Origin of the sequence: Nocardioides sp. GCM10023255 (genome assembly GCF_042653125.1) — a bacterium.
In the GTDB taxonomy this organism is placed as follows: Bacteria; Actinomycetota; Actinomycetes; order Propionibacteriales; family Nocardioidaceae; genus Nocardioides.
Map to the genome: position 1 here is coordinate 183,222 of NZ_JBHSHU010000004.1, position 12,311 is coordinate 195,532.

Genomic DNA, 12,311 nt, shown 5'->3' on the forward strand with positions numbered 1-12,311 from the left:
GCTGGGAGGGCCGCATGGCGCGCGTCGCGAGCTTGCTCCGGGCACGGACCAGGCGTGGGGTCCTGGCCCTCGCCGGCCGCCGTGGCGGCGAGGTGGCCGCCAGCGACCGGGTGCCGGCGCGGCTGACCTGGCCGCTGCGACGTGACGGCCTCGACCCCGGTGACCGGTTGTCCCGGCTCAGCGAGGACGAGCCGGTGCACCTGCTGACGAGCTTCCTCGGCCTGAAGGTGTGGCTGGTGACGGCGCCGGACCAGGCGCGGTCCGTGCTCGCGAACGAGGTGGACTTCAGCAACGACATCCGCCCGCACATCGGGTCCCGGGGGCCCGTGACCGGCGGCGACATCGGCGGCCTCGGCTTCACCGACCCGCCGGAGCACACCCGGCTGCGGCACCTGCTGACCCCGCAGTTCACGGTGCGTCGTCTGGAGCGGCTCCGCCCGCTCGTCACCGGCATCGTCGAGCGCCAGCTCGACGCCCTGGAGTCCCGGGGCCCGGTCGTCGACCTGGTGCCGGAGTTCGCGTTCCCCGTCCCGTTCTCGGTCATCTGCGAGCTGCTCGGCCTGCCGGACCGGGACCGTGAGACCTTCCGGCAGCTCGGGTCGCAGCGCTTCGACGTGCGCCACGGCGGGCACGGGACGTTCGGAGCCGCGTCGCGCTCCCGCGATTTCCTCCTGGAGGCGACCCGTCGCCAACGGGCGCGGCCGGGGGACGGCCTCATCGGCGACATCATCCGCAACCACGGGGACGAGGTCAGCGACCTCGAGCTCGCGGGGCTGGCCGACGGCGTGTTCACCGGTGGTCTCGAGACGAGCGCCAGCATGCTCGCGCTCGGCACCGCGGTCCTGCTCGAGCACCCCGACGACTACCGGGCGCTCGTGGACCGGCCCGAGAGCGTCGAGCCGACGGTGGAGGAGCTCCTGCGCTACCTGTCGGTGGTCCAGGTCGCGTTCCCGCGGTTCGCCAGGCACGACCTCGTGCTGGCCGGCCGGCACGTCGCCGAGGGCGACGTCGTGGTCTGCCACCTGGCGGCCGCGAACCGCGCCGGCGACGGGAGGCACGGGTACGACGCGGCGCGCGGCCACGGCTCCCACCTCGCCTTCGGGCACGGCTTCCACCGGTGCGTGGGTGCCGAGCTCGCCAGGATGGAGCTGCGTACGGCGTTCCCCGCGCTCGCCCGCCGGTTCCCCGACCTCGCGCTGGCGGTCCCCCCGGACCGGTTCGACCTGCGTCAGCTGTCGATCGTGTTCGGGATCGGATCCCTGCCGGTGCGGCTCGTCACCGACCGGACCGGGCCCTCTCCAGCTGGCTGAGCCGCGCCAGCGACGCGTCGGTGGCGAGCTCGCCACGGGCGTCGGGGTGGTCGAGGTAGAAGCGGGCGAGGTCCAGCACGGCGTACGGGTCGACAGCCAGGTCGCCCGCGTCCACCGAGGGTCCGGTGCTGCCCGACAGCAGTTGCAGCGGGTCGGGCTCGACGGTCGAGCCCTCGCGCAGCTCGAAGCTCAGCCAGTTGTGGACCTGCTCGTCGACCGAGGTGAAGGCGCCGCGGGTGCGGCGCCGCCAGTGGGCGTGCACCCGCTCGACCTCGTCCCAGGGCACGGTGACGGTCTCCCGCCCGAGCCGCGTCACGACCGCTCCCGGTGTGAGCAGCAGACCGCGCTCGACCAGCCGGCGGCCGCGGATCCCCGCCCGGCTGCCGAGCAGCAGCAGGACGCCGATCAGCAGCGCGACCAGCGAGCCGACCACCTGGCCGAGGTCACCGGCCTGCGCGCCCTCGACGGCCATCCCCACCCCGGAGGCGGACAGCACCAGACCGATGACCGCGCAGGCCACGATCGTGGTGAGCCGCATGGGGTGGACCGGCAGCAGCAGCCCGGCGCCGTCCGCACCGTCATGACGGCGGGCGGGCAGGCGCCTGCGAGGCAGGTCCATGGGGAGCAGGCCGAAGCAGACGCCGACCACGACGAGGAAGACCGCGGCGAGGTACTTGCCCTGCAGGCCCGCGGCGATGCCGGGGCCGACGAAGATCGCCGCACCGAGGACCCCCGCCACCCGCAGGAAGATCCGTCGCCGCGGCTTCAGGTGCCACCCGACCCCCACGGTGTTGAACGCGAGGGGTGTCGCCCGGTCGGTCATCGGCTGCTCGGTCACGGGCGGGTCCTACCCACCCCGGACGCGCGGCACACCCGCGTCCCCCACCGGTCCTCAGCGGCGCTCGATGCCCAGCAGCTCGTGGTGGGGCAGGGGGTTGTCGCGGCCCGCTCGGCACGTCAGCCGCGCCTGCTCGGGGCCGCGGGTGGTCCGCACGCGCACGGCGTACGACGCCCCGGCGACGTCGAAGACGGCCTCGGTGACGCCGTCGGCCCCGGACCGGGCGGTGAGCGTGAGCGCGTCGAGCCGGGTCTCGGCGAGGTCACGGCGCAGCGCGATCTCGGCGTGCTGCACAGCCATCGGCAGGCCCGACCGGCCGCGCAGGTGGTCGAGGTCGAGCTCGCCGGAGAGGTGCGCGCCGGCGACCGCGAGGGCGGACTGCGGCTCGAGGCGCCCGTAGTAGAGGCCGTGCGGCAGCACCAGCAGGTTGCCCGCGAACCGGTCGCCCCCGATGTGCGACACCTCCCAGGTCTCCTCGGGGTGGGCCTGCGCCAGCGACCGGGCCAGCGGCCGGCCGCGCTCGGCGCAGCACGCGTCGTGTCGGCCGTGGGTGCACACGCACAGCAGCGAGCCGTCGTACGCCGTCAGCCCGCTGGGGCGACCGGTCCGCAACCCGGCGAGGTCGAGGTCGAGCACCTCACCCAGGTCGTCGACCCGGGCGCCCTCGAGGCGGGGCCGGTGCGGGTGGGCGAAGGCGGCGAAGACCCACGGGCGGGCGACGCCGGGCCGGGCGCCGGGGCGGCGCACGAGCAGGACCCGGACCCCTGCCTCGGCGGCCGCCGCCCGCAGCCGCTCACCCAGGCCGTCGGGGAGGCGGGCGTCTCGCAGCGCGTCGACGCCCCAGGGGCCGGGGTGCTCGAGCAGCAGGAAGGCGCGCACGGTCGAGGCGGTGCCGGCGACGGACTCGTCGCGCAGCAGGCTGGCGGCCGCGCACCGGAAGTCGGGGTCGCCCGGCGCCGGCGCGCCCCCGGTCACGCCGATCCCTCGGGCACGATCGCGAGCAGCCCCTCCCGGACCAGGCGCCGGCAGAGCACCAGGCGGGACTCGGCGTCGAGCACGCCGGCGAGGTCGGCGGGGGTGAGCCGCGGCCGGGCGCGGACCTCCTCCAGGGCGGGCCTGATCCAGGCGGGCACGCCCATCGACCGGTCACCGAGCAGCACCTCCACCCGGTCGCCCCGGTCGAGCAGGACGCAGGGGTGACCGGGCCGCCGGCGCAGCGGCGTGGCGTCGTCGAGGTCGGCCACGGCCAGCACGTCGCGCAGCCCGCCGGACAGCCGTGGGCCGCGGCCGGTGAGGAAGCGGCGTACCTCCCGCTCGACCGCGGCAGGGGCGTCGAGGTTGCGGATGTGAGCGGCGACCGCCTCGAGCCGTCGACCCAGCTCGTCGGCGAGCGTGACCGGGTCGTCGAGGTAGCCGGCCGGGAGGTGCTCGTCGGTGACGCCGTCGAGGACGGCGCGGACGCTGCGCTCGACCAGGCCACGCCAGGTCAGCTGGTTGATGCCGAGGGTGACGTGGAGCGACACCGTCTCCTGGGCGCGGGCGGCGTGGGGGGTGCCGGTGGGGAGATACATCGACAGGCCGGGCTCCAGCCGCACCTCCTCGACGCCGTCGGGGGTGTGCACCTCCCACTGCTTGGACCCGGCGGTCTGGAAGACGAAGACGTCATGGGAGTCGGAGTGGACGTCGAAGCCCTGTGCTCCCGGGGGCGTGAGGTAGGCGTTGGCCTGGCAGGGGTGGCCGAGCTCGAGCTCCAGCTCGGCGACGAGCCGGGTCAGCGGCGGCCAGTAGCGGTGCAGCCCCTGGAAGACCACCGTCGCGCCGTCGGCGAAGAGTGCCAGCGCCTTGCGCGCGTCGACGAGGCCGGTGAGCGGCTTGCCGGCCAGCGTCGCCCCACGGGTGTACGACGCCTCCGGCAGCACCGCTCCGTCCCGGGCCAGCCGGATGCTCGGGGTGCGGATCGCGCTCGAGGTGAGGAGCTGGTCGGCGTCCTCCAGCGAGAGCAGCCCGACCAGGCGCTCGGGGTCGGTGCGGTGCAGGTGCACGCGCGACGCCCAGACCTTCGCGAGGAAGGTCTGGGCGTCACCGCTGAGCAGGTCGAGCGCTGAGCCGGTCTCGGCGGAGTCGGGCACGGTCAGGACGCGTCGCCGTCCGTGGTGTCGGTGGCGTCCCCGTCGGTGCCGTCGGAGTCGGTGCCGTCGGAGTCGGTGCCGTCGCTGTCACTGGCGTCGCCGTCGGTGGTGTCGGTCGCGTCCCCGTCGGTGCCGTCGCTGTCGGTGCCGTCGCTGTCGCTGGCGTCGCCGTCGGTCGTGTCGGTCGCGTCCCCGTCGGTGCCGTCCGCGTCACCCAGGCCGACCGCCGGGTCGCCGGCGGGAGCGGTGGTCATGTCGTCGTCGCTGAGCGGCTCTTCGGGCGTGGTCGTCATGCGTCCTCCTGGGTCGGTGGTGGTGGGCCGGCCGGGGCCTGCCCGTGGTCAGTCTGCTGCGCGGCCAGGTGCCGGACAAGGCCGTGACCGGTTCAGCTGGGGACGCCCGCGGACCCGACTTCTCAGCCGGTCCCTGACGTTCTGGGGCGTTGCAACGGCTGAGAACGTCAGGAGTCACCGGTGCACCGGTGACTCCTGACGTACCCATGACCGGACCCGGTACTCCCAGCCGCCCTTGGTCGCGAGGTCCGCGCAGCTCTGCCGGCGCGGCGCGGCAGGGGTGCGCTCGACCTCCACGAGGAGGTCGTCGTGCGGGGTCCCGAGGACGACCCGGTCGTCGTCGGCCGCCCGCAGCACCAGCGCGTCCACGTCCTCGAGCCCGAGCTCGGCCCGCAGGTGCAGCTCGGCGACCTGCGCCGCGGCGGGATGGCCGGCGCGGCCGCGGACGACGGAGCGTGGGAGCCGGCCCGCCTCGAGCTCCTTGGCGGCCGCGACCGCCGTCTCGGGGTCGAGGCGGCCGAGGGCGACGGCGGAGGGCAGCGCGAGCATCGTGCCGGAGAAGCGGTGCCCACCGAGGTGGGTGGTCTCCCAGGTGGCCTCGGGCCAGCGCGCGGCGAGCGCCGCGGCCACGGGGCGACCCACCTCGGCGCAGCAGCGGTCCCGGCGCCCGTTCGTGCAGACCAGCCACAGCGGGCCGTCGTACGCCGCGAGGTCAGGCGTCCCGGCGCCCGGGGCGGCCACGTCGAGGTCGAGGAGGTCGCGCACGTCGTCGAGGACGCCCGTCCAGACGCGGGGCGTCCCGGCCAGGTGTGCGGCGAAGACCCGCACCCCGTCCCCGGTGCCGTCGTCGCCGCCGTGCCGGCGGACCAGCTGCACCCGTACGCCGTCGAGCCCGCCGAGGTGCTCGCGGACCTCCTCGGGGAGCCGGCTCTCGGCGACCGCCTTGCGGCCCCAGGGCCCGGCCTGCTCCACGAACAGCCAGACGGCATCCTCGGGCGCGGTGCCCGCCATCGGCTCGGCGTCGGCCAGGCTGGCAGCGGCGCAGCGGAAGTCCTCGGTCACGCTGCGATTGTGCCGGTCGGTCCCACCCGGGGCCGCGCCGCCCGGGCCGGACGGCCCTCACGGGTCCTCGACGTCGAGACCGGCCGCGACCGCGCGGAGGGCGGCCGCCGTCCGGTCCGGCACCTCGAGCTTGAGCAGGACCGACGACGTGATGTTGCGGACGGTCTTCTCCGCGAGCCCGAGGCGCCGGGCGATCTCGTGGTTCCGGTGTCCTCGAGCGATCAGGCGGAGCACGTCGGTCTCCCGCGCGGTGAGCCGTGGCAGTGGGAGCGGCTCCTCCTCGGGGATGCGGGTGTACGCCGCGACCAGCCGCGCGCCGATCGTCGCGTCGAGGACCGTCTGACCTGTCGCCGCCGTCTCGACGGCCCGGACGATCGCCAGCGCGTCGGCGCCCTTCAGCAGGTATCCCCGGGCGCCGGCAGCGAGCGCGGCGCGCACCAGTGCCTCCTCGGAGTGCATGGTGACGGCGATGACCGGGAGGCCCGGCCTGGTCCTGGTCAGGGTGCGGATCGCCGTGACCCCGTCCGCATCGCTCATGCCGAGGTCGCTCAGCACCACGTCGGGCTCCAGCTGGTGGACGATCGAGACCAGGGCGGCCCCGTCGGCCGCTTCTCCGACCACCTCGATGCCGTGCGCCTGCTCGAGCACTGCGCGCAGCCCGAACCGGAAGGCCGGGTGGTCGTCGGCGATGACGACACGGATGCTCATGCCCGGCCCGCCAACGGGAGCTCGACGTCCACCACTGTCCCGCCGGAGTCGGCCCGGGACGTGATGGTGAACGTCCCTCCGGTGGACCGGGCGCGGCGCTGCATCGAGGTCAGGCCCACGCCGTGACCGGCGTCGTGCATGCCGACGCCGTCGTCGCGGATCCGGACGCGCACGCTGCCGTCGCCGGGGGTGAGCGACACCTCGCACGCTGTGGCCCGGGCGTGCCGGGCCACGTTGTGCAGGGCCTCGCCGATGATGCGGAACGCCACCTCTGCCAGGTCCGGCGGCAGCCGGTCGACCCCCATGTCGCACCGGAACGACGGTCCGTGCGCACCGTCGAAGCCCAGCACGTCGGCGGCCCGACGTACGGCGGCGTCCATCCGCTGCGGGTCGAGCGCGGGCGGACCCAGCGCGTCGAGCGCGTGGCGCACGTCGAGGACCGCCGCCTGGGCCAGCTCCCTGGACTGTCGGAGCAGTGACCGGGCCGCCGGCTCGTCGCCCTCCAGGGCCACCTCGACGGCCTGCAGGCCGAGCGCGATGCCCGACAACGACGGGCCGAGGCTGTCGTGCAGGTCGCTGCGGATGCGTTCCCGTTCCTCCTGGGTCGCGGCGTCCACGCGTCGACGTTGCTCCTCCACCTCGCTCGCGAGCCGCTGCGTGCGCACGAGCGTGGCGAGGTGCGGGGCGAGCACGGCCACGATGCGCCTGCCCGGCTCGTCGGACGGGGGTGCGAGGCGCAGCACACCGAGGTGCTCGCCCGACCCCCGCAGCTCCACCTCATCGGCACCGGCCATCTCGTGGCCCGCTGCCGCGAGGGTCCGCCCGCGAGCGTCGACGACGGCGGCATAGGGCACCTGCACCGCCTCCACCAGCGCGGACAGGAGGCTGGACAGGCCTCCGTCGGTGGTCGCCAGGCCGCCGTGGGCGGTGACCCGGCCGAGCGCCGAGAGCGGGTCGGCCCGGTCCCCCAGGACGAAGCGGTCGACGGTGCGCCGGAGCCAGCCGGTGACGGGCCCGACCAGGACCGCGACGACCGCGGCGGCCCCCAGCAGGGGGATCGGTCCGCTCGGGGCGAGCCGGGCCACCGCGGTCGAGACGGACGCCACGACCAGTGCCACCAGAGCCACGAGCGGCACGTAGAAGAGCGCGCGCCGGATCACCAGGTGGATGTCGAGCAGCCGGTAGCGGAGCACGCCCACCGCGACCGCCACGCCGAAGAACGCGTACCCCAGCCCGGCGTCGGGGAGGGAGTAGAAGTACTCGATGCAGGAGGGCGCGAGCGCCGCCAGCAGCCAGATCAGCTGCTGCCGCTCCGGGGCCGTGGACCTGAGCATCCTCACGAACGCCGCGACGAGGCCGCCGAGGACTGACACCGCGAGCGCGAGGGCCGACGGGACCACGATCACCCCGCTCACCCAGTCGGGCGCGGTCCAGGGCAGCCGCAGCCCGGGCACGAGGTCGGTGGGCCCGAGCACCAGCGCGAGCTCGAGGCAGATCCCCGCGGTGCCGAGCAGGCCCGCCAAGACGAACAGCCGCCGCAGGCGTGTCTCGGCCCGGCCCGATGGGTACACCGAGGGCAGCACCGCCACCGGCAGGACCAGGGACGGGAACCAGGTCCACTCCGCCAACGAGGCCGCGAGGAAGCTGCCGGGTCCCGGGTGGGGGGTGGCGTACTGGGCCTCGGCGTAGGCCGCCGTCGCCAGCGACAGGGCCTGGAGGAGGACCGGCAGCAGGAGCAGCCACCCGATGATGTTGCGCGGCCTGATCCACGCCACGGTGAGGCCCGCCGCCGCGACGACGGCGAGGGAGACGAGCCACGACGGCGACACCCCGGTCGCGACCGCGGGGTTCCCCTCCAGACGCACGGCCACCGCACAGCAGGCTGCTCCTGCCACGACGGTCGCGATCGCCGCCGCGCGGAGGGTGGGCTCGCCCACCACCACGGGACGTCGCCAGCGTGCACTGCGGGCCATGCGACCACCTCGGGACCAGTGTCCGCCCGCCCGGGGGCGATGTCACCGGGACGACGTCCCGTCCTCCCGTGAGGTTCTCCCGGCGACCCGGGACCCGTGCCTCCGGCCTCGCTCGCGCGTGATGCGAAGAGTGTGAGCCGGAGCCGGTGTCGCACCGGAGCCGGAGAGGAAGTCATGAGGATGTCGAAGGCCCTGGAGAAGCTGCTGGTCCCGGCGGCAGTGGTCGGCCTGGTCACCGGGGCGGCCGTCTCCGCGGACGCCGGTGTCGTCGGGTCGACCGCACCCGCCGACGGTGGTGCCCCGCACACGACGGCCGGCGCGGCGGCACCGCGCCACGAGCACTCGATCCGGAGCAGCCGGGCCGAGGGACGCTTCACCTGCGGGGACCTCACGCTGCGCGTGACCGACGGGCGGGAGACCGAGGAGACGGACGCCGACCTGCGTCACGGCGTGGCACACGTCTCCATCAGCCGTGTCTCGCGACGCGTGGTCCTGGCCGGCTCGGACGGCCGCACCTACCGGGCGTCCAGCGTCGTGGCCGCCTGGTTCGTCCTTCGTGCACCCGACCTCGAGCACCCGGTCTCGGGCCTGGAGGTCATCCAGGTCATGTTCCGCGGCGGGCCGCGCAAGAGCCCCGGGTGGCTGCGCGAGACGATCCGGACCGTGGACGGTCACGAGACCGACGTCGTCTCCGGCCCCTGCGACTTCGCCGGGTGAGACGCGACGGCCCTAGGTGATCAGGCCCCGGCGCCGGGCGATGGCCGCGGCCTCGGTGCGCCCGGCCGCGCCGAGCTTGCCGAGGATGTTGGACACGTGCACGCTCACGGTCTTGGCGCTGATGAACAGCTGCTTGCCGATCTCGCCGTTGGACCGGCCCTCGGCCACCAGCGCGAGGATCTCGCTCTCCCGGGCGGTCAGCGTGTCCGAGGTGGCGTCACCGCGGGCGGGGGTGCTGCCGAGGGCGCGCAGCTCGGTGAGCAGCGGCTCGGCGCCGAGCCGGTGCGCGGTCTCGCGGGCCCGGTCGCCGACCGCGCGAGCGCCTGCCGGGTCGCCGCTGGAGCGCAGCACGGTCGCCAGGACGACCCGTACCCGGGCGAGCTCGTGGACGTCACCGAACTCCTCGACCAGCGCCTCCGTCTCCCGCCACGTGGCGAGCAGGTCGTCCAGCGACGGCGCGTCCACGCCGGCCAGCCAGCGGACCCGGAGCGTCTCGGCGTCCAGCCGCCGCATCCACGCCCGCCCCTCCGGGCCCCAGTGACCCGACGGGTCGGAGTAGCGGTCCAGCACGACGTGCCCGTCGGCGTGCAGGCGCTCGACCTGCTCGGCGTACGCCGTCCGCTCCGCCGCCGCGAGGTGCGGCATCGTGTGGGCGACCGCTCCGGCGGCCACCGCGGCCAGCCGGATGCGGGCGCTGAACCAGGGGTGCCAGATCGCGCTGAGGACGTCGACGACGTCGGCGTACACGCGCAGCGCGGCAGCCGGGTCGCCGCGACGCCCGGCCTGACGCATCTCGACGGCGGCCGAGTGGATCGCGACCGCCCCCTCCTTGCGCCAGTAGCGGCGCAGGGCGGCCGCCTCCGCGGCCACGTCGGCGCCGCGGGCGTCCTCGACGTGGAGACGGATGCCGTCGAGCAGCGCCCGCGAGATCCCGGGCGGGGACTGGCCGGTGACGTCGCACAGGGTGAACACCTCGTCCCACTCGCCGTTCACGAGCTTCACCCAGGCGAGCTGGTGGCGGGACTCGAAGGCGTACGGCGCCCACGGCACCCCCGCCTCGACCGCCCGTTCGACCGCGCTGCGGAACCAGCGCTCGGTCTCCTCGAACTCCGCCCAGTCCTCGTAGGACCGGCCGAGCAGGAACCTGCCGCGCAGCTCGGCATGCAGCGCCCCGGACTGCTCGGCGCGGGCGACGGCCTCGGCCAGCGCGGAGCGCAGCGCCTCCTTGGGACCCGCCTTCTTCAGGCCGCTGAGGGTGGTGATCGCCTCGGAGGCGAGCTCGGGCAGGTCGAGCCGCTCGGCGAGGCCGAGGGCCTCGAGCCCCTGGGCCTGGGCCTCCTCGAAGCGGCCGCGGCCGGCCAGGATCCGGGCGTGCACGGCCAGCACCTTGGCACGCAGCCCGCTGGCGCCCTCGGGGACGAGGTCCACGGCCTGCCGCGAGATCTCGAGGGCGTCCTCCTGGGACTCGGTGACCACGAGCGCGTTGGCCCGGGCGGACAGCATCCGGGCCCGCTGCGCCGGCGGTGCGTCCTGCGGCAGCCGGTCGAGCTGCTCGCCGACCAGCGCCGCGGCGCGGATCGCGTGGCCGCTGGCCATCAGCGCGTCGCAGGCCTTGGCGACCAGCTTGGAGAGGTCGCCGTCGAGCTCGACGGCCCGCCGGGGGTCGGCCAGCAGCTCGAGCGCCTGCTGGTAGTGCTGCGCGGCCTCGTCCGGGCCGCCGACCGCGATCGCCTCGTCGCCGGCGCGGACCGCGGCGGTCAGCGCGGTCTGCAGGTCCATCGCGAGCCGCGCGTGCCGGGCCAGCTCGGCGGCGGTGCCGCGGGCCGCGCCGGTGCGCAGGGCCTCGGCGTACGCCGCGTGGAGGCGCACGCGCTCGCCGGGCAGCAGGTCGTCGTACACCGCCTCACCGAGCAGCGCGTGCCGGAAGGAGTAGTGACCCTGGCCGGCGACCAGGATGTTCATCTCGACCGCGCGACGCAGGCCCTCGTCGAGGGCGGTGGACGGCAGCCCGGAGGCGGCGGTCAGCATCTCGTGGGAGACCTTGCGGCCGGCGACACTGGCCACGCGCACGACCTGGCGGGCGGCGTCGTCGAGCCGGTCGAGCCGGACCAGCAGCACGTCGGCCAGGTCGTCGGGCACCCAGCGGCCGGGGCCGGAGACCGCGCCGACGAGCTCCTCGACGAAGAAGGCGTTGCCCTCGGCGCGGTCGACGATGTCGGCGATCTCGCACTCGTCGAGGTTGTCGGCGTGCAACTCGGCGATGAGCGCGCGGACGTCGGGGGCGGCGAGGGGACCGAGCTGGACGCGCTCGACGCCCCGGATGCGGGACCACTCCGCGACCTGGCGGCGCAGGGGGTGGCGGCGGTGCAGGTCGTCGGAGCGGTAGGACGCCACGAGCGCGACCGGGCCGAGGAAGGGGCGGGAGAAGAGGAAGCTGAGCATGTCGCGCGTCGACTGGTCGGCCCAGTGGGCGTCCTCGATGACGAGCAACAGGGGTGCCTTGGCGGCGGCCGCCTCGAGCAGCGCGTGCACGGCCTCGAAGAGGTCGGCCCGGTCGAGGGCGGCGGACTCGGTCCCGGTGGTGCCGTCGGGGGCGCCCAGGACGCGGCGACCCGGCTGGAGCCGGGCCAGGGAGGAGTGCACGGTCGCGACGGACTCGACCACGTCGGGGAGGTCGGCCGCGAGGCGGCCGAGGACCTCGGAGAACGGCAGGTAGGGCAGCGCACTGTCGCCGAAGTCGAGGCAGTGGCCGGCGAAGACCTGCCAGCCCTCGGTGAACGCGAGGTCACGCAGCTCGGTGAGCAGCCGGGTCTTGCCGACCCCGGCGTCACCGGAGAGCAGGACCGCCGCGCGCTCCTGGCCGGGGACAGGACGGACGCCGAGCAACGAAGCGATCTCCGTCAGCTCGGCGTCTCGTCCCACCAGGACCTGGCTCGTCTGTGTCGCCACGTGGTCCATGATCCCGTGCGCGTCCACCCTATTCATCTCTGTGAGGCCGTTTCGGGTGGATCAGCGGGGCTGGTGGCCGGCCACCGGCGCCCGGCGTCCCCGGGTGAGACGGCCGCGGCGCTGCCGGCCGGCGCGGGCGGACGAGATCTGCTCGGTGCGGTAGGCGATCTCGGCCTGGGCGAAGGAAAGGTTCGACTCGTACATGGTGGGCTCCTCAGCTCCTCGTTGATGAGACGAGATTCGTCCACTGAGGTAGGCCCGCACATCGGGCAACTGCCTTATCCGGGGGGCTGAGGTGGGCCGGGGTGCCTTAGGCGGCCGCTGGTAACGCT

The 12,311-nt window shown here is 75.2% G+C and carries 11 protein-coding genes; 2 read left to right on the forward strand and 9 right to left on the reverse strand.

Annotated features, from left to right (window positions below):
- Positions 1-14: 14 nt before the first annotated feature.
- Positions 15-1,310, forward strand: a complete 1,296-nt coding sequence (locus ACFO9I_RS08400; protein ID WP_379179716.1) for a cytochrome P450 — start codon at positions 15-17, stop codon at positions 1,308-1,310.
- Here ACFO9I_RS08400 and ACFO9I_RS08405 read toward each other — a convergent pair.
- The 7 genes from ACFO9I_RS08405 to ACFO9I_RS08435 form a co-directional block, all read right to left on the reverse strand.
- The gene (locus tag ACFO9I_RS08405) at positions 1,276-2,148 is read right to left on the reverse strand and encodes a hypothetical protein (RefSeq protein ID WP_379179718.1); all 873 of its coding nucleotides are present in this window, start codon (positions 2,146-2,148) and stop codon (positions 1,276-1,278) included. The genes ACFO9I_RS08400 and ACFO9I_RS08405 overlap by 35 nt on opposite strands.
- Before the next feature lie 54 nt (positions 2,149-2,202).
- On the reverse strand, positions 2,203-3,123 hold the full coding sequence (locus tag ACFO9I_RS08410) for a sucrase ferredoxin (protein WP_379179720.1): 921 nt from the start codon (positions 3,121-3,123) through the stop codon (positions 2,203-2,205).
- Positions 3,120-4,277 (reverse strand): cupin domain-containing protein, encoded by a 1,158-nt coding sequence (locus tag ACFO9I_RS08415; RefSeq protein WP_379179722.1) that lies wholly within the window; start codon positions 4,275-4,277, stop codon positions 3,120-3,122. Before ACFO9I_RS08415 ends, ACFO9I_RS08410 begins: the two co-directional genes overlap by 4 nt.
- A 2-nt stretch (positions 4,278-4,279) precedes the next feature.
- Positions 4,280-4,570 carry a hypothetical protein gene (locus ACFO9I_RS08420; protein WP_379179724.1) on the reverse strand — a complete coding sequence of 97 codons (291 nt, stop codon included), beginning with the start codon at positions 4,568-4,570 and terminating at the stop codon, positions 4,280-4,282.
- 174 nt (positions 4,571-4,744) lie between these two features.
- Positions 4,745-5,632: a sucrase ferredoxin gene (locus ACFO9I_RS08425; protein WP_379179726.1), complete on the reverse strand. Its 888-nt coding sequence runs from the start codon at positions 5,630-5,632 to the stop codon at positions 4,745-4,747.
- Between the two features lie 57 nt (positions 5,633-5,689).
- Positions 5,690-6,340 carry a response regulator gene (locus tag ACFO9I_RS08430; protein WP_379179728.1) on the reverse strand — a complete coding sequence of 217 codons (651 nt, stop codon included), beginning with the start codon at positions 6,338-6,340 and terminating at the stop codon, positions 5,690-5,692.
- Positions 6,337-8,313 (reverse strand): sensor histidine kinase, encoded by a 1,977-nt coding sequence (locus ACFO9I_RS08435; RefSeq protein ID WP_379179730.1) that lies wholly within the window; start codon positions 8,311-8,313, stop codon positions 6,337-6,339. The genes ACFO9I_RS08430 and ACFO9I_RS08435 overlap by 4 nt, the downstream gene beginning before the upstream one ends.
- A gap of 174 nt (positions 8,314-8,487) precedes the next feature.
- Between ACFO9I_RS08435 and ACFO9I_RS08440 the strand changes: the two genes are divergently transcribed.
- Positions 8,488-9,030 carry a hypothetical protein gene (locus tag ACFO9I_RS08440; RefSeq protein ID WP_379179732.1) on the forward strand — a complete coding sequence of 181 codons (543 nt, stop codon included), beginning with the start codon at positions 8,488-8,490 and terminating at the stop codon, positions 9,028-9,030.
- 12 nt (positions 9,031-9,042) lie between these two features.
- Here the strand turns inward: ACFO9I_RS08440 and ACFO9I_RS08445 are convergent, their stop codons facing one another.
- Both ACFO9I_RS08445 and ACFO9I_RS08450 read right to left on the reverse strand, forming a co-directional pair.
- Entirely contained in the window at positions 9,043-11,979 is a 2,937-nt protein-coding gene (locus ACFO9I_RS08445; RefSeq protein WP_379179734.1) for a helix-turn-helix transcriptional regulator, read from the reverse strand.
- Between the two features lie 60 nt (positions 11,980-12,039).
- Positions 12,040-12,183, reverse strand: coding sequence for a hypothetical protein (locus ACFO9I_RS08450; RefSeq protein WP_379179736.1), 144 nt, complete (start codon positions 12,181-12,183; stop codon positions 12,040-12,042).
- Positions 12,184-12,311 lie beyond the last annotated feature (128 nt).